General features: G+C 74.4%; 20 protein-coding genes. 8 read left to right on the forward strand and 12 right to left on the reverse strand.

The genetic code is table 11. The features are described from left to right. Positions 1–44: 44 nt before the first annotated feature. From SCATT_RS26495 to SCATT_RS26515, 5 genes are all read right to left on the reverse strand, one after another. Complete coding sequence (locus tag SCATT_RS26495) at positions 45–1598, reverse strand: ABC1 kinase family protein (RefSeq protein WP_014146299.1); 1554 nt, start codon at positions 1596–1598, stop codon at positions 45–47. Positions 1599–1672: 74 nt separating this feature from the next. Then, positions 1673–2242: a hypothetical protein gene (locus tag SCATT_RS26500; protein ID WP_014146300.1), complete on the reverse strand. Its 570-nt coding sequence runs from the start codon at positions 2240–2242 to the stop codon at positions 1673–1675. A 91-nt stretch (positions 2243–2333) separates the two neighbouring features. Next, entirely contained in the window at positions 2334–2861 is a 528-nt protein-coding gene (locus SCATT_RS26505; RefSeq protein WP_014628738.1) for an RNA polymerase sigma factor, read from the reverse strand. A 341-nt stretch (positions 2862–3202) separates the two neighbouring features. Next, on the reverse strand, positions 3203–4978 hold the full coding sequence (locus SCATT_RS26510; protein WP_014146302.1) for an NAD(P)/FAD-dependent oxidoreductase: 1776 nt from the start codon (positions 4976–4978) through the stop codon (positions 3203–3205). Positions 4979–5011: 33 nt separating this feature from the next. Beyond that, entirely contained in the window at positions 5012–5671 is a 660-nt protein-coding gene (locus tag SCATT_RS26515) for an HD domain-containing protein (RefSeq protein WP_014146303.1), read from the reverse strand. A gap of 294 nt (positions 5672–5965) precedes the next feature. Here SCATT_RS26515 and SCATT_RS26520 point away from each other — a divergent pair, with 294 nt between their 5' ends. Both SCATT_RS26520 and SCATT_RS26525 read left to right on the forward strand, forming a co-directional pair. Further along, the gene (locus SCATT_RS26520; protein ID WP_014146304.1) at positions 5966–7390 is read left to right on the forward strand and encodes a cation:proton antiporter domain-containing protein; all 1425 of its coding nucleotides are present in this window, start codon (positions 5966–5968) and stop codon (positions 7388–7390) included. Between the two features lie 87 nt (positions 7391–7477). Further along, positions 7478–7930 carry a large conductance mechanosensitive channel protein MscL gene (locus SCATT_RS26525; RefSeq protein WP_014146305.1) on the forward strand — a complete coding sequence of 151 codons (453 nt, stop codon included), beginning with the start codon at positions 7478–7480 and terminating at the stop codon, positions 7928–7930. Here the strand turns inward: SCATT_RS26525 and SCATT_RS26530 are convergent. Both SCATT_RS26530 and SCATT_RS26535 read right to left on the reverse strand, forming a co-directional pair. Continuing rightward, positions 7897–9087, reverse strand: a complete 1191-nt coding sequence (locus tag SCATT_RS26530; RefSeq protein WP_014146306.1) for a cytochrome P450 — start codon at positions 9085–9087, stop codon at positions 7897–7899. The genes SCATT_RS26525 and SCATT_RS26530 overlap by 34 nt on opposite strands. 48 nt (positions 9088–9135) lie before the next feature. Then, a complete protein-coding gene (locus SCATT_RS26535; protein WP_014146307.1) occupies positions 9136–10386 on the reverse strand; it encodes a cytochrome P450 in 1251 nt (416 codons plus the stop codon). Between the two features lie 141 nt (positions 10387–10527). On the opposite strand from SCATT_RS26535, the gene SCATT_RS26540 reads away from it, so the two are divergent. The 6 genes from SCATT_RS26540 to SCATT_RS26565 all read left to right on the forward strand — a co-directional run bounded on the left by SCATT_RS26540 (position 10528) and on the right by SCATT_RS26565 (position 16986). Beyond that, positions 10528–11004, forward strand: coding sequence for an NUDIX domain-containing protein (locus SCATT_RS26540; protein ID WP_231905171.1), 477 nt, complete (start codon positions 10528–10530; stop codon positions 11002–11004). A gap of 97 nt (positions 11005–11101) precedes the next feature. Then, positions 11102–12700: a prenyltransferase/squalene oxidase repeat-containing protein gene (locus SCATT_RS26545; protein WP_014146309.1), complete on the forward strand. Its 1599-nt coding sequence runs from the start codon at positions 11102–11104 to the stop codon at positions 12698–12700. Between the two features lie 93 nt (positions 12701–12793). Continuing rightward, the gene (locus SCATT_RS26550; RefSeq protein ID WP_014146310.1) at positions 12794–14185 is read left to right on the forward strand and encodes a cytochrome P450; all 1392 of its coding nucleotides are present in this window, start codon (positions 12794–12796) and stop codon (positions 14183–14185) included. 1 nt (position 14186) lies between these two features. Then, on the forward strand, positions 14187–14420 hold the full coding sequence (locus SCATT_RS26555; protein WP_014146311.1) for an acyl carrier protein: 234 nt from the start codon (positions 14187–14189) through the stop codon (positions 14418–14420). Next, entirely contained in the window at positions 14417–15649 is a 1233-nt protein-coding gene (locus SCATT_RS26560) for a beta-ketoacyl-[acyl-carrier-protein] synthase family protein (RefSeq protein ID WP_014628740.1), read from the forward strand. The genes SCATT_RS26555 and SCATT_RS26560 overlap by 4 nt, the downstream gene beginning before the upstream one ends. Positions 15650–15693: 44 nt before the next feature. Continuing rightward, positions 15694–16986 (forward strand): wax ester/triacylglycerol synthase domain-containing protein, encoded by a 1293-nt coding sequence (locus tag SCATT_RS26565; protein ID WP_014146313.1) that lies wholly within the window; start codon positions 15694–15696, stop codon positions 16984–16986. A gap of 12 nt (positions 16987–16998) precedes the next feature. Here SCATT_RS26565 and SCATT_RS26570 read toward each other — a convergent pair whose 3' ends face one another. The 5 genes from SCATT_RS26570 to SCATT_RS40440 form a co-directional block, all read right to left on the reverse strand. Next, positions 16999–17430, reverse strand: coding sequence for an SRPBCC family protein (locus SCATT_RS26570; protein ID WP_014146314.1), 432 nt, complete (start codon positions 17428–17430; stop codon positions 16999–17001). An 85-nt stretch (positions 17431–17515) separates the two neighbouring features. Continuing rightward, positions 17516–18298, reverse strand: coding sequence for a GNAT family N-acetyltransferase (locus SCATT_RS26575; RefSeq protein ID WP_014146315.1), 783 nt, complete (start codon positions 18296–18298; stop codon positions 17516–17518). Between the two features lie 64 nt (positions 18299–18362). Then, positions 18363–19007, reverse strand: a complete 645-nt coding sequence (locus SCATT_RS26580) for a LysE family translocator (protein ID WP_173405661.1) — start codon at positions 19005–19007, stop codon at positions 18363–18365. Positions 19008–19096: 89 nt separating this feature from the next. Beyond that, complete coding sequence (locus SCATT_RS26585) at positions 19097–19603, reverse strand: MarR family winged helix-turn-helix transcriptional regulator (protein ID WP_014628743.1); 507 nt, start codon at positions 19601–19603, stop codon at positions 19097–19099. A 57-nt stretch (positions 19604–19660) separates the two neighbouring features. Continuing rightward, on the reverse strand, positions 19661–21397 hold the full coding sequence (locus SCATT_RS40440) for an FUSC family protein (protein WP_014146318.1): 1737 nt from the start codon (positions 21395–21397) through the stop codon (positions 19661–19663). Between the last annotated feature and the right edge of the window lie 49 nt (positions 21398–21446).

Consider the following 21446-nt stretch of genomic DNA (forward strand, 5'->3'; position numbering starts at 1 on the left):
GTGGTCCTTTCGGCGAAGAGGAACGGGAACGGCGCACGGCCGCCTCAGCGCGCGCCCCGGCGGCCGGCCATCAGGGCCAGCGCGCCCAGCGCGAACATGCCGACCGACGGCCGGACGGGACGCTGACCGCCCTTGGCCGCCGGCGTACGCGGCTCGTGCACCTGCAAGGCGAGCTGCCGGTTGGACAGATCCGCCAGCACGCTGCGCATCTGCTCCGGGCCGGCGACCGCGGCCAGCATCAACTCCATCGTGGTCCGGGCGATCTGGGCGCCGGAGAACAACTCCCTGGTCAGCGAGCGCAGGATGCCCGGCACCTCGCCCTTGAACACCTCCGGCAAGGTGATCTCCGGTGCCAGGCAGCGCACCGAACCGTCCAGGTTGGCGAAGGACTTGCCCAGCAGCGAGACCGCCGGCGGCGAGCCGATCCCGCGCCGGGACGCCTTCTGCAGCACCGTGGTGAGCGACACCCCGAAGTTGAGGTCCTCCAGCGACAGATGGGACACCTTCGGCACGAAGGCGGCCATGTCGGCGGCGAACGCCGGCATGTCCGACCACGCCGTGATCCGTCCCATCTCCGCCCAGTGCTGGGCCAGTCCGTGACCGTCGTTCTGCGCCAACGTCATGAACAGCGGCAGCAGTTGCAGGCTGGTGCGCCGGTCCAGCCGGCCCACCATGCCCCAGTCGATCAGGGTGGCCGGGCCGCCGGGCGCCGCGAAGACGTTGCCGGCGTGCGGATCGGCGTGGAAGACCCGGTCGACGAAGTAACCGCGGTACATGAAGCGCAGCAGGTCCCGGCCGATCTCGATGCGCTCGGAGTCGGTGAACAGACCGCGGTCGAGATGGCGTACGGAGACCCCGGGCGCCAGCGACTGCACCAGCACCCTGGGGGTGGCGTGCACCACCCGGGGCACCGACAGGGTGCGATAACGGCGCACATGGGCGCGTGCCTCGTCCATGTTGCGCGCCTCGCCGGTGAAGTCCAGCTCCGGCTCCATCGCGTCGAAGACCGCGCCGAGCATCGCCTCGACGTCGATGACCTCGTTGAACCGGGGCGCCACCTTCGCCAGGACGCGGGAGGCCCGGCGCATCATGGCCATGTCGGCGAAGACGCTCTCGCGGATCCCGGGCCGCTGGATCTTCACCACCGCGGCGCGTCCCCCCGGCAGCACGACCCGGTAGACCTGGGCGAGCGAGGCGGCGCCCAGCGGGGCGAGGGTGTCGATGTCGTCGAAGCGCAGTTTCCAGTCGGGCCCCAGGTCCCGGGCGAGCACCGGCTCGAAGACCGAGAACGGCTGGACGTCCACCTGGTCGTGGAGGTTCTGCAACTCGGCCCGGACCGCCTCGGGCACCATGTCGGGCCGGGTCGACAGGATCTGACCGAGTTTCACATAGAACGGACCGAGGCTCTCCAGCGCGTGGCGCACCGCCTTGGCGCGCCGCTGGTCGGCCCCGGCGGCGGCTTCCTCCGCCTCCGCCGGGGCCCGGTCGTCCCGCTTCGCCCGCCGGCGTTCGCGCGTCACCTGGCCGACCTCGTCGCTGACGAGACTGCCCAGGACCTTCACCACCACACGCAGCCGATCGCCGACAACAGACGCCACCGTGGCGAGCCTCCTTCGCGGTCGAGTTCACTTGCGCCCGGTGGTCGCTCCGGGCGGGACACCGTCGGCCGGGGTCAGACCTGGGGCGGCTGGCCGGGCTGGCCGGGCTGGGCCGGCCCGCCGACCCCCGGGATGCGCTGCACCAGTGAGGTGAGCTGCGCCACCATGTCCACCAGCTGGTTGAACTTCTGCGGCAGCGTGGCCAGCGCCTGCACCGACTCGCCGAGCCCGGCGACCGTCTGCCCGGCGCTGCCGGCCAGGTGGCCCACCTGTCCGAGGGCGCCCAGCGGGTTGGCGGCGCCGGCCAGCGCCCCCAGCGGGTTGCCCGCGCCGCCGAGCGCGGCGAGCGGGTTGGCCGCCGAGGCGGCGCCGGAGGCGGCCTGGCCGGCCAGCGCGGTCAGCGGGGCCGCGGCCCCGGCCACCGACGCCAGCGGGTTGGCGCCGAGCGCGGTGAGCGCGCCCACCACGTTCTGCGGCAGCCCGGCCATCGACTGCAGGGCGTTCGCCCCGGACTGGTTCTGACCGCCGATCGCGCTGGTCGTGCCCGCTCGGTTCAGGATTTCGTCGAAGGCCAGCTTGTAGCTGTCCGTAATGTTGCCGATGAAGTCCTTGATGGTTTCCTGCGTGTTTTTGTTCGATGCCATGGGACAAGTTCCTTCCGGGCTGTTTTCTGGTCCCGCGCAATAAATCCCGGGCGGACCGGGACCCACTGTGCGGAAGGGGTTCCGCCGGCGGTTATCCAGTGGCGCCTTCCAATGCCTTCGCGCAGGCCATCCGAAGTCGTGCCCGACCTCGGGTGAACGCGCCTTCCGCCGCCTTCACGGAAATCTTGTGGATGCGGGCGAACTCCGCCGTGGAAATGCCGTCGGCGCGCGCCAGTATTACCTGCTGTTCCCTTCCCCGCAGGAGCTGCGCCTGTTGGAGCAGCCATCTGCCGAAATCCTCGTCGCACACGCCCTCCTCGGGGGTCTCCGGTTCGTCCACCACGGCGGCCCGTTGCAGCAGCCGCTTGCGGCGGTCCTGGTCGCGGTAGAAGTCGATGCACAGCCGCATCGCCACCGAGGTCAGGAAGGGGCCGAGGCGCTGACGGTCCAGCGTGGTGTGGGCGGCGGCACGCATCATGGTCTCCTGAACGCAGTCCTCGGCATCCGCGGAATTCGGCAGTCTTCGGCGTACCAGACGCATGAGACGCTCCTGATGCTGGAAGATGTCCTCCCAGGAGCATTCGGCGGGGGACCGGCGTGCGGGGTTTCGCAACTCCATGTCAATCGTGGCCCGATGTCTCGAAAGGGCAGGATGTCCACGACCGGTGATTCACTCCGTCGGTCGCCGGGCATTTCCTACCCGGGGTGTCGCGTCGACAAACCGTGGTCTTCCGGCTTACGCTCATTCGAATGAGGTGTCCCGGGAATCGCCTCGGTGCTGTTCCGGAGGGCATCCGGAAATGTTTCCGAGAGAGCCGGTGAAATCGTCTCCCGGCGTGTATTACCGCCCCCGGCGTGGTCATCTCTCCATATTTATTTTTCAGTCTTTCGAGGGACCTATCCGGCGGCAGGCCGGTGACACCGGGAAGGTGTCACCGGCCTGCCGGGCCGCCACCGCACTCAGCGCGGCGGCTCGCCCGTGGTACGCGGGGCCGGCTTGCGCGCCCAGTCCCGGTTCCAGTTGAACCACATGTCGCGCACCGTCTCGTTCACCAGCCGCGAGCCGTGCCGCAGCTCCGCGGCGTACGCCTGCACCGCCTCCCGGCCGACCAGCCCCGCGCCGCCGGTGAGGTACTTGCCGCGCACATGGCGCGGGGCGAAGAACTTCCCCCACACCAGCAGCTTCATCAGCGGCCACATCGTGAACGCCCGTGCCGGACACCGGTCCTCGGGGTCGAGCGTGCCCCACACCGCCGGGGAGAGCCCGCTCTCCCGCATGGCGTGGAAGAGCCTGGCCACCGTCTCCTCCCGGCTCAGCTCACCGGCCCGGTACGCCAGCATGGTGTCCCGGCACCGGGTGAACATCTGCTCCACCCACGGGTTGTCGGCGCCCTGCAGCCCCCGGTACGGAGCCCGCTCCAGCATGGCGAAGACCGCCGGGTCCTGGGACTTCTCGAACTCGACCGCCGCCTGGTTCTGCCCGTTGGTGCCGTACAGCGTGGTGAGCGTCCACACCCGGGTCCAGGCGTTCCACAGCTCGAAGTCGTCGAAGGAGATGTAACTGCACGACACCAGGTCGTCGTAGAAGGCGAACATGCGCTTGATCCACACCTGGAGGTAGTCGAAGCGCTCGGTGGCGAAGTCCTGCTTGCGCACCGCGTCGATCAGCCGGTGCCCCAGCGCGTTGAGCGCCATCACCGTCACCGCCAGCCCGCTGGAGAACAGCGGGTCGATGAAGTCACTGGCGTGCGGCATCAGACACCAGCGGTCGCCGACCACCTGGTCGGAGAAGAACTGCGTGCGGTCGGTGGCCACGTACGGCCGCACCGCCCGGGCGTTCGCGAACTGCCGCGCCACCGACGGGAACCGGCGCACGTGCTGCCAGAACTCCTCCTCCGGCGCCACCTCGGCCGGCCGCGGATAGCGCTCCATGTCCAGGTTGAGCCCCACGCTGCACAACCCGCTGGTGGACCCCGAGTGGTTGTCGAAGGGGATCACCCAGAACCATCCGCCCTCGAACAGGTGGTGCAGCGTGCCCTCGCTGAACGGGCTCGGCATCCCGTGCTGCTTGCGCGGCGGCCCCACGGTGTCGAACGGCAGCACGTTGACCATGTGGGTGTAGATGGTGCGCGACCGCGTACGGTACGGCGCCTCCTTGCGCAGCCCCAGCCGCTCCGGCAGCACGGCCCGCATCCCGCCCGCGTCCACCACGTACGACGCCTGGAAGGTGCCCTTCTCCCGGGTGACGAGGGTGACCCCGTCCTCCTCGAACTTCACGTCGTCCACCAGGGTGTGGGTGTACGCGGTCACCCCGTACTCCACGGCGACGCGGAACATGTAGGCGTCCACGTCCTGCCGGAAGTAGTGCGAGTCGGGCCCCAACGGCGGGCCCCAGGTGGGGTACTGGGTGCACTCCTTGGGCCGGGTCGGCTCCCCCTCGCGGTGGTAGACGAAGCCGAAGTTGCGCTTCACCCCGCAGTTGGAGGAGACGTTGCGGCGCAGCGCCGAGTTGGTGGCCAGGTGCTCGATCTCCGGGACGTCGTAGCGCCGGGCGAGCACCCGCAGCCCGAAGGTGGTCTCCGGCACGGTGGACTCGCCGATCGCGAACCTGGGGTGGCCGCTTCCCTCCAGCAGCAGCACCCGCACGCCATGGCGCGCCAGGATGGCTCCCAGCATCGTCCCCCCGATGCCGCCGCCGATCACGGCCACATCGAACACACGCTGGTCGTCTTGCATGTCTCGGTCCTTTCACGACACGGGAAGCGGCGGTCAAGCGGTCGTCCGGCGGCCCGCGGCGGACGGCCCGGGCGCCGTGCGGTGCAGCCGGCAGGCGGCCAGCCGCACGGTGAAGGTGAGCGGGAACCACGGCGTCGGGGCGAGCGCGGCCAGCCGGCGGCGCTCACCGGGCACCTGCCGCCCGCCCCGCCCGGTCACATCGAGCCAGGCCCCGAAGTGCAGCAGCCGCGCCTCGGTGCCGGCGCCCCGCCCCGGCCACGGCCGCATGTGTCCGGAAACCGCGCGCACCAGCGCCCGCCGGCGGGCCTCACCCACCGCGTGGGCCACCAGGAAGCGGTCGAGCACCGCCGCCGAACGGCGCGGGAACGGACCCCGTCCGGCGGCGGCACCGGTGAGTCCGGTGTCGTGGAAGGCGGCGGCGGCCAGCAGCCCCGGCGCGTCGTAGCCGACACCGTGGCGCCGGGCGTAGGCGTCGGCCAGCAGGAAGGTGCGCAGCGAATGCACCGCGATCTCCGGCGGCACCAACCGGTCCAGCGCGTCCAGCGCGTCGTCCACCAGCGGCCGGCCGAGCAGCCGGGCCAGCGCCGGCTCGGCCAGCAGCCCGCGCCAGGCGGCCGGCCCCGGGGCGGCCCGGTCCGCCCACCGTACGTCGTCCCCGTCCCGGTCCTGGCCGTCCGCGAACAAAGCCCCCATGCGCCGCTCGCCCCCCTGGATCCACCGTGCGCTGTGCCGGTCTCACCCCTCTTTACGCGCCAACCGGCGTCAACCCTGCGCGCGTTGACACACTGCCGCGCACCGGAGGCGACAAGGCGGTGGCCTGAGTTCGCCGCCCGGCCGTCCGTGGTGGGTAACTTGGCAAGGATCGGTCGGTTCACGCGGGGAGCGACCCAGGAGTTCACATGAACCACATAGCGTCCACCGGTTCCCATCGACTCCTTCCGGCCAAGGCCACCGGATGCCCGTACCGGGCGACGGGGGGCCGCCGGGATGGCTGACGCCGAAAACCTGCGCCCGGCGGTCACCGCGCGCCGGGCCCTGCTGAGTTACGGAGCGCTGGTCGGCATCCCGGTGGCGGCCACCGCGCTCATCGTGGTGGCCATCGGCTACCCCGGCACCGCCGCGCCGCACGCCGCCGCCTCCGGTGCCAACACCACCTACCGGATTCTGGCGGCACTGGCCCTGGTCACCGCCGGCGCGGGCGGCGCGGGGGTGCTCGCGCGGCGGCTGGGCCAGCCCCGGGTGGTCGGCGAGATAGCCGCCGGGGTCCTCCTCGGCCCCTCCGTCCTCGGCGCGCTCGCGCCGGGGGTGCAGCACTGGCTGCTGCCGCCGGAGGTCCTCCCGGTGCTGAGCGCGCTCGGCCAGATCGGCGTCTCCCTCTTCATGTTCACCGTGGGGCTGGAGCTGTCGGTGGGCACCCTGCGCAGCAACGGACTGACGGCATCGGCCCTTATCGGCCATTCCGGGATCGCGCTGCCGTTCCTGGCCGGCGTGGTGGCCGCCGTCACGCTCCCCGCGAGCTACCGGCCGCCCGGCGCCTCCACCGCCCCCTACGTGCTCTTCATGGGGCTGAGCCTGAGCATCACCGCGGTGCCGGTACTGGCCCGGGTCCTGGCCGAGGAGGGGCTGCTGCGCACCGGACTGGGCACGCTGGCGATGGCCTCGGCCGGGGTGGCCGACGTCACCGCCTGGTGCCTGCTGGCGCTGGTGCTCGCCGTCGCCCGCGGCGGCTCGCTGCTGGGCGCCGCCGTCACCGTCGGCTGGGTCGCCCTCTTCGCGCTGGTGGTCTGGTACGGGCTGCGTCCGCTGCTGGCCAGGTGGCTCGACCCGGCGCGTCCGGACACCCCGCTGGCGATGGCCCGCACCGCGACCATCGTGCTGGTCAGCGTCCTGCTGTGCGCGCTGGCCACCGAACGCATCGGCGTCCACGCGCTGTTCGGCGCGGTCGCCGCCGGTCTGGCGATGCCCCGCACCGCCGCGGTACGCCAGATCACCTGGCGCATCGAAGGGCTCACCACCTGGCTGCTGCTGCCCTCGTTCTTCATGACCGTGGGGCTGAGCACCCGGCTGGGCACGGTGGGCGGGGCGACCGGCTGGCTGTGCTGCGGGGCGGTGCTGCTGGCCGCGGCGGCCGGCAAGTTCGTCGGCACGCTCGTCCCGGCCCGGCTGATGCGTTTCGACTGGCGCAGTTCGGCACAGCTGGGCGCCATGATGAACTGCCGCGGGCTGACCGAGCTGATCATCCTCAACACCGGACTCGCGGCCGGGCTGCTCTCCCGCGGGCTGTTCGCCATGATGGTGGTGATGGCGCTGGTGACCACCGCCATGACCTCCCCGCTGCTGCGGCTCTTCGGCCACCGGCGGCCCCGGCAGCCGGCCGCCGGGGCGGCGCCGGAGTGTGCGCCGCCGGGGTGACCACCGGCCACGCCGTCACGGTGGCGCGGGCGCCCCCGCGCCACCGTGACCGCGCTGCCGCCCGCGGACATGGCGAAGGAGCCGACGGTGCTCAAGGGCTTCAAGAACTTCCTGATGCGTGGCGACGTCGTGGTGGTCGCCATCGGGCTGATCACGGCGATCGCCTTCAGCACGCTGATCAAGTCGTTCACCGACGACGTGATCAACCCCCTCATCGCCCGCGCCCAGGGCGGCCGTTCCCTCGGACTCGGCTGGCAGCTCGGCAGGCCCGGCAACCGGGCGACCTACCTGGACATCGGCTCGTTCGTCTCGACCGTCATCTACTTCGTCATCTTCATGGCCGTGGTGTACTTCGTGATCGTGGTGCCCTACCGCCACTACCAGCAGCGCCGCGGCCTCCAGGTCTTCGGCGCTCCGGTGGCGGTCACCACCTGCCCCGCCTGCCTGTCCCCGGACATCCCGCGCGGCGCCACCCGCTGCCGGTACTGCGGCGCCGACCTGCCGCCTCACCACGCCACCGGCAACGCCGCCACGCCGTAGATGATCACCTCCGGCCGGAAGACGATCTCCTCGAACGGCACCGCCAGCCGCAGCCCCGGCAGCCGGCGCCACAACGTGGCCAGCGCCACCTCCAGCTCGATGCGGGCCAGCCGGTGGCCCAGGCACCGCCGCACCCCGTAGCCGAAGGCCAGATGGCGCCGGGCCGGCCGGGTCACCTCCAGCGCGTCCGGCTCGGCGAAGACCTCCGCGTCCCGGTTGGCCGCCGAGACCATGCACAACACACCCTCGCCGGGCCGGATCAGCTGCCCGGCCACGGTCACCTCCTCGGTGGCCGCCCGGGCCACCCCGGCCTGGATCACCGTCAGATAGCGCAGCAGCTCGTCCACCGCCCCCGGCACCAGACCCGGCCGCCCGCGCAACCGGGCCAACTGCTCCGGATTACGCAGCAACGCCAGCACCGACAGCGCGATCATGTTGGTGGTGGTCTCGTACCCGGCCAGCAGCAGCAACTGCGCCAGCCCCGCGATCTCCCGGGTCGACAGCTCACCCTGCGCGGCGAGCCGGCCCACCACGCTGCCGTCCGGCGCCCGCCGCAACGTGGCGGCCAGCCGCTCCAGGTACCCCAGCAGCTCCACCGCCGCCCGCTGGATCTCCTCCGGGTCGCCGTGGTGGTCGACCAGCAGGCAGGCACGGCGGTGGAAGAAGGCGTGGTCCTCGTAGGGCACCCCGAGCACCAGGCAGATCACCCGGGACGGCAGCGGCAGGGCGAGCGCGGTGACCAGATCGGCCCGGGTGCCCCCGGCCGCCATCTCCTCCAGCAGCTCGTCGGCGATCCGCTGGACGCGCGGGCGCAGCGCCTCCATCGCGGCGCCCCGGAAGTACCCGGGCACCAGCCGCTGCAACCGCTCGTACCCGCCGCTGTCCATGCCCAGCAGCGCCGGGTTGTCCCGCATCAGCGCCCGGTAGCCCGGGGTGGGGAAGGGGTAGCCGGGGCGGTGCGGGTCCGAGCTGAACCGCGGGTCGGCCAGGACCGCCCGCACGTCCTGGTAACGGGTGACGATCCACGGCGTGGAGCCGTCCCACAGCGTGCCCCGGGCGATGGGGGCCTGCCGGTAGGCGGGCGGCGGGGCGAACGGGCAGGCACCGCGCGGCGCGGGGAGCTGCAGGTCCGGCAGCGGCTGGTGGGAGAGGGTCATCGGGCTCGCATTCGTCGGTGGGGACGATGGGGACGTGGGGACGGCCGGTCAGGTACGCCGGCGCACGACGGCCGGCAGCGGTCCGCCGGGCCGCAGATTGGCGCCGAACACCGGGGCGGCGGGGGGATCGCGCAACTCGACGGTGAACGCGGGCAGCAGCCGGGCCAGCAGCGCGGCCGTTTCCCGCAACGCGAACTGCTGCCCCAGACAGGCGCGCGGACCGAGGCCGAACGGGACGTACGCGCCGGGGTGCGCCGGCCGCACCCCGCCGGGCAGGAAGCGCGCCGGATCGAAACGCTCCGGGTCGGGCCACCACGCGGGCTCCCGGTGCGTCAGGTACGGGCACACCAGCACCCCGCTGCCGGCCGCCACACGCCGCCCGCCGAGCACGTCGTCCCGCGCCGCGCACCGGGGCACCAGCCACACCGCCGGGTACAGCCGCAGCGTCTCCGCCACCAGCGCCCCGGGCTCCGACGTCCGCGGCACGTGGATATTCTGATGCAGCATCAGAAACAGCCAGGCGAGCGTCTGCGCCGTGGTCTCGTGGCCCGCCACCAGCAGCGTCACCAGTTCGTCGCGGACCAGCCGGTCGGGGTCGCCGGCGTCGGAGCCGGAGGCGTCCAGCAGCAGGTCGAGCAGGGCGTCCGAGGGGCCGTGGGCGGCCCGGCGGGCGCGGGCGGCGGCGATCACCCGGCGGGCGGTGGCGTCGATCCGGCCGAGCGCCGCCCCGACCTCGGCCGGATCGCCCGTCGGGGCCCCCGCGGTGGTGGGTAGCGCGGCCACCACGGTGTCCACCGCGGCCAGTTCGCGGTGGGCCGCCTCGTCCAGCGGGTCCCCGGTGAGCGCCCGCCAGATGGTGTCCAGGGCGAAGAACCGCATGTCCTCGCCGACGTCGACCAGGTCGCCGGTGCCGGCCGCCGCCGACCAGCGCCGCGCGATCCGCTCCGCCGCCGCGGCGATCCCGGCCTCGTACCGCCGCACCCCGGTGACCGTGAACCGGGCCTGGAGGAGGCGGCGTTGGCGCTTCCAGGCGTCCCCGGTCGCGGTGATCAGACCGTCCCCGAGCAGCGCCCGGGCCCGGTGCGAGTGCTTGACGTAGACCTCCGGGCGGCACGCCAGCACCTGGCGCACCTGCTCCGGATCGGTCACCAGCGTCATCGGCCGCCCGTCCAGCTCGAACGCGGCCGGCGAGCCGTGCCCGGCGGCCCGGGTCAGCACCTCGATCAGCGCCGGGCCGGGCGGGGCCTGCCGGGCGGGAGTTGACGGCGCCTGGGGCGGGCGGGGGACGGCCGCGGTCAATGGGGTTCTCCTGCTCGGCCCGGCCCCGGGCCGGACGCGCACGGACTTTGACAGCACGGAGTGTATGCGTTTCGATACGTAGTGCAAACTCCGATCCCGGGCAAGCGATCGACGGTAACGGCAATGGGGATGATCGACGGCATGGCACCCGAGACGGTCGACTACGTCGACGTGCGGGACCGGCCGGTCCGCCGCGGCCCGCGCGGCCGGGCCGCCCGGTACGGCCTGCACTACCGGGTGGCCGCCACCGTGTGCACCGATCCGCTCGGCCGGGTGCTGGTCTACCGCCGCCCCGCCGACGCCGCCGTCCTCCCCGGCCACCACGACGTCCTGATCGGCGGCTCGGTCCGGGCCGGGGAGAGCTACCTGGCCGCCGCCGCCCGTGAACTCGCCGAGGAACTGGGGGTACGGCCACCCCTGCGCGAGATATACCGCAGCCGGCAGACCGCCGGGCCGGGGCCGTGCTGGCTCACCGTCCACCACGCCACCGTCACCGGCCCGCTGCGCCCCGACCCGCGCGAGATCGCCTGGTGCGACTGGGTCCCGGCGGGGGCGGCAGGTTCCCTGCGCCCCTTCGTCCCCGCCGGACGGACAGCGGTGACCCGGCTCCTCGGCTGAGCCCGGCCGGCGCGCCGGGCGGCCCGCGGCCCCCGGCCCGGTCCCCGAGCGGCCCCGGGTACGGCCCTCCGGGACGTCATCCAACGAAAGACCCTTGATGATCACCTCCTCACTGCTGTCCCGCCCCGGACGAACCGCGCCGGCCGGCTCCGCGGCGCTGCGCTGCCGCGACCGGCTGGCGCAGCGCGTGGCGGACCAGGTCGGGCCGGACGGACTCGTCAAGGCGCCCTGCGCCAGCCGGGTGCTGGAATCCTCCCTGCTGCTGCGGCTGCTCACCGTCGAGGGGTACGCCCCGCACGTCCGTGAACGGCTCACCCGCTATCTGCGCAACCGTCTCGAACACCGGCCGCCCGACGCCATCCAGGGCGCCGTCGCCCGCGCCGCGCTCGGCGAGCGCCTCCCCGGCGGCTGCTTCGCCGAACGCGCCCTCGCCTCCTTCGACCACTTCACCGCCGACCGCAAACGGCTGATGTTCACCACGCTCCTCGCCGAGTTGGGCGTCACCGTCTTCCCCCGGACCCGCCCGGAGGCGTTCACCGCGCGGGGTCAGCAGAGCTGGCTCCAGGCCGAGATGGCCGCGCTGAAGATCATGACGGCCTACGGCACCGGCACCACCGGGCTGCTCACCGAACGCGACTGGTTCCTGCTGGCCCCCGCCGTCCGCCCCGGCCCGGTGTGGGAGGGCAACCACTTCGCCCGGCTGCTCGCCCTCCTCGCGCTGCGCAAGAACCCCGCCCACCGCGGCGCGGTCCGGCGCACCCTCGAAGCGGTCACCGCCGATCTGCGGCCCGACGGCGGCCTGCCGTTCATCACCGGCATGGACATCTTCGCCACCGCCATCGCCGGGCTCGCCCTCACCGGCCCCGCGGCCTGCGCCCACGCCGGCCACCGCCCGGTCCGCTGCGGCACCGGCCCGCTCCCGGCCGCCATGGCCGACGCGCTCGCCACCCGCCAGAACCCCGACGGCGGCTTCGCCTTCACCCCCGGGGTGCGCCAGAGCGACGTGGACGACACCTCGTACACCGTCGAGTTCCTGCGCGTCGCCGGCCCCTACCGGCACCGCAGCGCCATCGCCGCCGCGGAACGGTACCTGCTCGCCGTGCGCAACCCGGACGGCGGCTTCCCCACCTTCGCCCGCGGCACCCCGTCCGAGATCGCCATGACGGCCGCCGCCGTCAACGCGCTCGCCCCCAACCCCGCCCACCGCACGGTGGTCGACGAGGCGCTGGCCTTCCTCACCCGCAGACGCCAGCCCGACGGCATCCTGGAACGCAGTTGGAGCCGCAACGTCACCAACGCCGTCTTCCGTACCACCCTGGCCTGCGCCGCCGCGGGCCCGGGCGCCCCGCCCGGCCTGAGCCGGGCCGCGGGCACCACCAAGCGCCAGGCCACCCGCTACCTGGCCTCGGTCCAGAACCTGGACGGCGGCTGGGGTCACCACCCCGGCGACGCCAGTGACCCGATCAGCACCGCCTACGCCGTCATCGCGCTCAGCCGGGACGGCGGCCACCCCACCGCCCTGGCCCGCGCGCTCGACCACCTGGTCCGCGCCCAGCGCCCGGACGGCGGCTACCGCAGCAGGCCCGACCAGGCAGGGCCCCGGCCACTGCTCTACGACGTCCCGGCGCTGGCCGACGTCTGCGTCCTGCTGGGGCTGGCCCACGCCGTCGGACCGACGGCCCGCCCGCGTGTCTGACCGGTCCCGGCCACGCCCACCCGCCCGTGTCCGGCCCCCGACCTGTGACACCCCCTCGGGCCCCGGCCCGCCCTGAAAGGACACGTTCCCACCATGCCCCCCAACACCGTCCCGACCCCGGTGCCAGGAGGCCGACCGCTGATCGGGCACGCCCGCCAACTGCTGTGGCGCAGGCTGCCGTTCCTGGAGTCGCTGCGGGACCACGGCGACATCGTGGTGATCCGCCTCGGCCCGTGGCGGATCCATGTGCTCAACGACCCGGCGCTCGTCCGCGACGTCCTCACCAAACGCTCCCCGGACTTCGGGCTGAGCCCCCAGTTCCAGGTGATGAAACGCGTCATCGGCAACGGGCTCCTCGCCACCGACGGCCCCTTCCACCGCCGGCAGCGCAAACTGATCCTCCCCGCCCTGCACCACACCAGGATCCGCGCCTACGCCCGCACCATGACCCGCCTCGCCGACGCCCGTACCGCCCGCTGGCAGGACGGGCAGACCCTGCGCGTCGACGCGGAGTTCACCGAACTGGCCACCGAGATCGTGCTGCGCTGCCTGTTCTCCACCGAGATCGGCGGCGCCGACGTGGCCGCCGTGGTGGCCGCCCTGCCCGACCTGATGAGCTGGGCCGGCAGCCGCGGCCTCGACCCGACCGGGCTGCTCGGCGCCGTCCCCACCCCGCTGGGCCGCCGCTTCCGGCGCTCCATGGCGGTGCTGGACGCGCTGCTCGCCCGGGTCATCGGGGCCCGCCGGGCGGACGGCCCGGCCACCGACCACCCCGACCTGCTCGCCGCGCTGCTCGCCGCCCGCGACGCGGAGACCGGGGAGCCCATGTCCGACCGGCAGATCCGCGACGAGGCCATGTCGTTCCTGGTGGCCGGGGCCGAATCGGTCTCCCGCACCCTGACCTGGAGCGCCCTGCTGCTGGCCGGCGACCCCGAGGCGGCCCGCCGGCTCCACCAGGAGGCCGATCGCGAACTGTCCGGCCGCCCGGCCCACTTCGAGGACCTGCCGAGGCTGCGCCACACCCGCATGGTGCTCCAGGAGGCGCTGCGCCTGTACCCGCCCGGCTACCTGATCTCCCGGGCGGCGCTGCGCGACACCACGCTCGGCCCCTACCGCATCCCGGCCGGCGCCACCGTGATGTTCTCCTACTACGCCCTCCAGCGGGACCCCCGCCGCTTCCCGGACCCGGCCCGGTTCGACCCGTTGCGCTGGTCGCCCAAGCGCGGCGGCGCCGACCGGGAGGCGTTCACGCCGTTCGGCCTCGGCCCGCACGGCTGCCTCGGCGAGAGCTTCGCGTGGACCGAGATGTCCATCGTGCTCGCCACCCTCGCCGCCCGCTGGGAGCTGCGCTCCGCCTCGCCGCGCCCGGTGCGGCCGGTGCCCACCTTCTCCCTGACCATGGCCGGCGCCCCGATGACCGTCACCGCGCGGCCGGTGCGCACCGGCCCCGTCCACACCCTGCTGGCCAGCCGTAACGGAGGATGAGTTGTCGTTCGACGAACTGAAGGACGTGCTGGTCGGGATGGGGATCCCGGCCCAGGACATCACCTCGCGCGCCACCCGCGAGGAGGCCGGCCTCGACTCGCTCGCCATCGCCGAACTGGTGCTGGTGCTCCGCCGCGAGCACGGCATCGGGGTCACCGAGGAGGAGGTGCACGAGGCCGTCACCGTCGCCGACGTGGCCGACCTGCTCGGTCGGTGCCGGACGGCGGCCCCGTGACCGGCGCCGGCCCGGGATCCGGCGCGGACCAGGTGTGCGTCACCGGGATCGGCCTGTTCACCCCCGCCGGGGACGGCTGGGCGGCCACCTGGGAACAGGTCCGCAAAGGGGTGGCCACCACCGTGCTCGCGGAGGCGGCCGAACCGGTTCATCTCGCCTGCCGGGCACCGGCGTTCGACCCGGACCGGCTCGGCCGCGCCCGGGCCGGCCGCCCCGACCGCTGCACCCGCTTCGCGCTGCTCGCCGCCGCCGAGGCGGTCGCCGACGCCGGACTCGACCCGGCCGGCTGGGACGGCGCCCGGGTCGCCGTGGTCATCGGCAGCGGGGCCGGCGGCGCCGGCACCCTGGAGGAGCAGCACCACGCGCTGCTCGCCGAAGGGCCGGCCGGGATGTCCCCGTTCGCGGTGCCCAGCGCGCTGGGCAACTCGGTCTCCGCGCAGGTGTCGATCGCGCTGCGCGCGACCGGGCCGTCGTCCACCATCAACACCGCCTGCGCGGCCGGGGCGACGGCCCTGGGCACCGCCATGGACCTGCTGCGCCTGGGCCGCTGCGACATCGCGGTGGCCGGCGGCGCGGACGCCGCGCTCACCCCGTACTACGTCACCGGGTTCGACCGGCTCGGGGCGCTCTCCCGCCGGTTCCACGACCCCGGCGGGGCGCCGCGGCCGTTCGACGCGGAGCGGGACGGCTTCGTGATGGGCGAGGGCGCCGGGGTGCTGGTGCTGGAGCGCGCGGCGCACGCGCGGGCCCGCGGCGCCCGGATCCGCGCCCGGCTGGCGGGGTACGGCGCCTCGTGCGACGCCCATCACGTGGTCAAGCCCCGCCCGGACGGCGCGGGGCTGGCCGCCGCGGTACGCGCCGCGCTGGCCGACGCCGGGGCGCGCCCCGCCGACGTGGCCCACGTCAACGCGCACGGCACCGGCACCGTGCTCGGCGACCGCGCCGAGGCCGCCGTGCTGGCCCGGCTGCTGCCGCACCGCCCCCCGGTCAGCGCCACCAAGGGCGTCACCGGCCACCTGCTCGGCGCGGCCGGCGCGGTGGAGGCGGCGCTCACCGTGCTCACCGTCGAGCACGGCCGCGTACCGCCCACCGCCAACCTCACCGAGCGGTCCGCCGGCGTCGACCTCGACCTGCCGGTGCGCTGCCGTGCCGCCGACGTCCCCTTCGCCCTGTCCACCTCGGTGGGGTTCGGCGGACAGAACACCGTCCTCGCCGTCGCCCGCGCCTGACCGGGCCGCCCCTCGGCCCGCCCGCCCGCCGAAGAAAGGCCGCCATGTCCCTCCGGGAACCGAGCCGAGCCCTCTGGCCACCGCTGTCGGTGCAGGACCGGCTCATCCTCGAACTCGCCCGCGTCTCCGCGGACACCTCGCTCCACCTGGGCGCCGTGCTCACCTTCGACGGCCCGCCGCCCGGCGCCGACCGGCTCGCCGCCCATCTGGAGGCGCGCCTGGCCGGGCTGCCGGAGCTGACGTTCCGTCTCGCCGGCACCGCGCGCCGGCCCCGCTGGGAACCCGACCCGTGCTTCGACGTACGCCGCCAGCTGCACGTCTACGACCTGCCCGACGGCCGCGCGGACGACCCGGACCGGGTGCTCACCGCGATGCTCGGCCAACCCCTGCGCCGCGACCGGCCGTTGTGGGGCGTGTGGCTGGTCCGCGGGGCGGGCGGGTACGCGCTGTGCTACCGGGCGCACCACGCCTTCCAGGACGGGCTGGCGGCGGCGGAGACGTGCGAGCGGCTCTTCGGTCCGCCGCCGGTGGTGCGGCCCCGCCGGAAGGGCGAGGTGCTTCCCGCGGTGCCGGAGCAGCGCGGCCGGAGCCGGCGGTCGGCGGTGTGGCGCGATCTGCTGCCGCCGGTGCGCCGCACCGCGCGCTGGTCCCCGCTGGACCGGCCGCTGAGCGGGGAACGCGTGGTGACCACCGCCGACGTGGAGCTGGCCCGGCTGCACACCATCGGCCGGGCCACCGGGGCCAGCGTCAACCAGGTCTGCCTGGCCGCCGTCACCGCCACGCTGCGCGCCTGGCACCCGGCCGACTGGTCCGGCACCGCCGTCCGCGACCTGCGGGCCACCCTGGCGATCAACGTCCGCTCGGCGCACGAGCCCTACCGGCTGCTCGGCAACCGCGGCGGCATCGCCAACATCGCCCTGCCGTGCGGCGAACCCGTCCCGTTGCGCGCCCTGGCCGAACTGAGGGAGCAGGTCACCTTCGCCCGCCTCGCCGACCTCGGCCGGCGCCACCGGGTGCTGTACCAGAAGATGCCCTACTGGTGCGGCCACCTCGGCCTCGGCCGCAGCATCGATCCCCGGTACACCCCGCTGACCGTGGCCGACGTGCGGATGCGCAAGCCGCTGGGGTTCGCCGGGCAGCCGGCCCGCACCCTGCATCCGCTGCCGGTCTCGGTGCCCGGCCAGCCGCTGTTCATCGCCTGGTCCACGCATCGCGGCCGGCTGCACACCACGTTCCTGGCCGACGCCGCGGTGCGCGACCACCGCGAGCTGTCCGGGCGGTGGTACGAGGCGGTGGACGCCCTGGAGTCCGCGGTGCGGGCCGGCTGCGCGCCGTGAGCCGGCCGGCGGCTACCGCTCCCGTTCCACCAGCGCCTTGAGGCGTTCCAGATCGCGGTGGACCATCTCGTGGATGGCGTCGGACTGGGCGAAGCCGCGCGGTCCGCCGAACTCCTCGCGAGTGCGGTCGGGGTCGTAACGCACCCGTACCTGGACCTCGGTGCCGCCGTCGGCGAGTTGCCGCACCGAGAAGGCGCCTTCCAGATCGGGGCCCTCGGTGGTGTGCCACATCATCACCCGGCCGCCGCCGCGGTCGCTGAACTCGGCGTCGCAGCCGCGCCGCCGCCCGCCCGCCTCGATGTCCAGCCGGGCCCGGTGGGCCCCCTCGCGCCGGGCCCCGCGCACCCCGTCCACGAACTGCGGGTACGCGGAGACCTCGTGCAGCCGGTCCCAGACCACCTCGGGCGCGGCGCCGATCTCGATCTGGTCCTCCAGCACGCTCATCGCCGCCACCTTCCGCGCTCGACACCGTCCGCGCCCCGCCCCACCTCCACCATGCGCCGCCGGGGCCGCCGTCGCGACCCGGCCGTCAGCGGGCCGCGCGGACGAACGTGTGCGAGCGGCCGATCACGGTGAACCCGCGCCGCGCGTACCAGGCACGGGGCCAGTCCTCGGCGTACGCGACCAGGAAGAGGCGGTGTCCGGCGGCGAGGCGGCGGGCGGTGGCCAGCAGGGTGTCGCCGTGGCCGCGCCGGGTGTGGCCCTCGGCGGTCACCACCTCCTCGATCTGTGCCAGGCCCAGGGCGGGGGAGACGTAGAGATCGGCCCAGGCGGCCACCGTTCCGTCGGGTTCCCGGACGGTGAGGAAACGCACCTGCTCGGCGCCGCGCAGCCGGGCCGCGCGGCGCTCGGCGAGCTGGCGCACCACTTCCTCCGGAGCCTCCGGCATCCAACGGCGCAACTGGCGCCGGATCGCGGGCAACAGCACGTCGAGGCCGCACTCCTCGGCCCACGGGCCCGGCCCCGGGTCGCCCCGGGTGGTGTCGGCCATCACCACCTCGGGCTCGTGGCGGTACCCGGCCGCGCTCAGCGCGGGCAGGCAGGCGGCGCCGATCCGGTCGTCGAGCACTGTGATCCGGCGGTGCGGCAGGTGGCCGAGGAGTTCGTCGGCGAGGGCCGGCAGGGCGGCGTGATCGGGGTCCGCGGAGGCGTCGAGCACGAGCTGGTTGTGTTCCTGGGAGGCGGGCCACCTCTCGTGCAGCACCGCGAAGCCGCCGGGGAAGTCGGTGGTACGGGTGGCCTGGCGGCGGGCGAAGCGGGCTTGGAAGGCGGTGACGGCGGCGGCGAGTGCGGTGGTGTCGTGTTCGGCCATCGGCGGAGTGTAGGGCGTGACGTCCCGTGGCGCAGGCGGGTTTCCGGCGGCCGGGCGCACCGCGTCAGGCGATCGTGGCCGGGGCGCGGTCGGTGGCGAGTTCGACGGCGAGGGCGCCGAGGACGGTGCCCATGATGTAGCGCTGGAGGCGGAGCCAGTTGGGGCGGCGGGTGAGGAAGGCGGAGACGGCGCCGGCGGTGAGGACGAGGGTGAGGTTGACCGCCAGGCTCACGGCGATCTGCACGGCGCCGAGGAGGAAGCCCTGGGCCATGAGGTGGCCGCGGCGCGCGTCGGTGAACTGGGGGATGAGCGAGAGGTACATGACGGCGATCTTCGGGTTGAGCAGGTTGGTCAGCAGCCCCATGGCGAAGAGCCGGCGCGGCGGGTCGGCGGTGAGCTCGCGAGGGGCGAAGACGGCCGCGCCGCCGGGGCGCAGCGCCTGCCAGGCCAGCCAGGCGAGGTAGCCGGCCCCGGCCAGCTTGACCGCCAGGTACACCTGCGGCACCGCGACGAAGACCATGGACAGCCCGAGGTTGGCGGCGCACAGGTAGACCAGGAAGCCGGTGGCGACCCCGGCGAGGGAGAGCGCCCCGGCGCGGCGGCCCTGGGTGACGCTGCGGGAGACGAGGTACATCATGTTGGGCCCCGGGGTGAGCACCATGCCGAGGGAGACTGCCGCGACACCGGCGACCGCTGCGGTTGTGATCATGACAGCAAGCATGGGGCGCGGTCACCCTTCAGCACCAGTGAAGGTTGCTGGGGTGATGGATTGAGCAACGCTGAACGGTGGCGTCCCGGTCAGGGCTCCACCCCGCCGATCCGGCCTTCGAGGAGGACGAGCAGTTCGGCGAGGCAGTCGGCGAGCTGGGTGCGGCGTTCCTCGCCGAGGCCGGAGAGGAGGGCGCGTTCGTAGCGCAGTTGGGCCGGCAGGAGGCGGTCGAGCAGGGCGCGGCCGTCGTCGGTGAGCGACAGGTGGGAGACCCGGCGGTCGCGGTCGTCGGGGCGGCGGGCGACCAGGCCGCGCTCTTCGAGCACCCGCAGCCGTTTGGTGACGGCGGCGCCGGAGGCGAAGGTCTCCCGGGCGATCCGGCCCGGGGTCAGCTCGCCGCTGGTGCGTCGCAGGGCGCCCAGGATGTCGAACTCGGCCCGGCTGAGCCCCTCTTGGGCCAGCGGGGCGTCGACGGCCTGTTGCAGCAGGGCGGTGCAGCGGTTCAGGCGGCCGATCACGGCCATCGGCGCGGTGTCGAGGCCGGGATCGGCCCGCTGCCACTGCCGCAGCACCCGCGCGACGATGTCCTCAGCCACCATGTCTCCTCTCGGCCGGGCCGGATCCGCGATGATCCGGTCGCAGCAATTGTGCCGTCAGGCGGCGAGCGGAGGCGCCGTGGCCAGCTCCACCAGCCGGCCGAGCACCTGGTGGCCGTCGCGTTCGGCCAGCGCGACCCGTTCCTCGGGCAGTGCCCGCTGCCACCATTCGCCGGCCGCCACGTCCATCGCCTCGCGCAGTTCGATCAGCGCGGTCATCAGCCGGTCGCGGGCGAGGCCGGCCTCGTCGTGGGCGGCCCGCAGCGCCGCGCCGGCGCTCCGCAGCCGCAGCGCCGCGCACCGGGCCTCCAGCTCCAGCCCGGCGTCCTGCGCCCGGGCCACCCGTTCCAGCGCGCCGTGGAGCCGGTCGGCGGCCCGCCGGTTGGTCACCAGCACCGCGGCGAGCACCCCGACGACCGCGCCGACCACGGTGTCGGTCCACCGGTCGCGCACCAGCGTCCCGGCGCCCACCGAGGCGTTGCCGAACTGGCTGAGCAGCAGCGCCATCGGCGTCACGCACACGCTGCCCAGCCAGTAGTTGCGGCTGATCAGCGCCTCGGCGCCGAACTGGAAGGCCAGCGCGAGCAGCACCATCGCCAGGTGGCCGGTGCGGCTGAGCGGCAGCAGCGCGGTGAAGAGCAGCAGCCCCAGGAAGTTGCCGAGGGTGCGCTGCACCGCGCGCTGCCAGGAGAGCGTGATGTTGGCCTGGTGGATGGCGGCGGCGGTGACCACGGCCCAGTACGGGTGGCCGACGCCGAGCACCATGGAGAGCCAGCCGGCCGCGGTGCAGCCGACCGCCACCCGGGCGCCGATGGGCAGCAGCGGTGAGCCGGGGCGCAGCCGGGCCAGGGCGGCGCGTACCCCGCGCGGTCCGGGGGCCGGGTGGTGCAGCGCCCGTTCCACGGCGATGCCGGCGAGTTCGCCCTCGCCGCCCCGGCCCGGCGCGACGTCCGGCAGCGCACGCCCCTTGCGCAGGTCGCGCGCCCACCGCGTGAAGCGTTCCGCGTCCGCCACCGGCGCGACGGTCAGCGCCGTCTCGGCCCGCGCCAGCAGGCGTTCGAACGGGACGCGGGAGCGCCCCGCGGCGTGCGCCCGGGCGGGGACCAGGAAGAGCGTGTGCCAGGCGGCGTTGACCGCGGCGGCGGTGGCGTGCCGGGCCCGGGTGGTCTCCTCGGGGCCGGCGGTGAGCAGCCGGGCGGCGGCCTCCAGGGCGCGGGCGGTGGTGACCCGCTGCGGCCCGTCCGGGCGCACCAGCGCAGGCGCCATGCACACCGCCCAGGCCAGCGCGCCGCACGCCAGGGTGATCGCCAGGTGGCCGGGGACGTCGGCGAGCCGCTGCGGTACGAAGAAGGAGGTGGCGGCGACGAAGGTGACGATGATGTTGCCGGGCGGCCCGATCCGGGTGGCGTCGCAGACCATCTTGTGGACCGCGGCCAGCAGCGAGGCGGCGACCACCAGCACCGGCGCCGACCGGGTCAGCGAGGCGGCCGTCAGCGCCAGCCCCACGCTCGCCACCATGCCCAGCACCACCCACGCCAGCGCGCGCGCCCGGGCGGCGTACGGCAGCCCGTGCCCGTACAGCGCGGCGAGCGCGCCCGCCGAGGCGTACAGCGCCAGGTCGAGCCGGCCGACGGCGAGCAGGATCAGCTCCGGCGCGGCCGCGGCCACCAGCGCGCTGGAGGCGGGCTTGTGCCAGATGTCCAGCGCGCGTCCCAGGCGCACCGTGCTGCGCAGCGGAAGCGCCCGGACGAGCGGACCACGGGGCGTCGTCGGCGCGGGGGACTGCTTCACCATACGTTAAACATTACCAGGTGTTTTACATGGAAATTACCTCGCTGCGGGC

The organism is Streptantibioticus cattleyicolor NRRL 8057 = DSM 46488 (assembly GCF_000240165.1).
Classification (GTDB): domain Bacteria; phylum Actinomycetota; class Actinomycetes; order Streptomycetales; family Streptomycetaceae; genus Streptantibioticus; species Streptantibioticus cattleyicolor.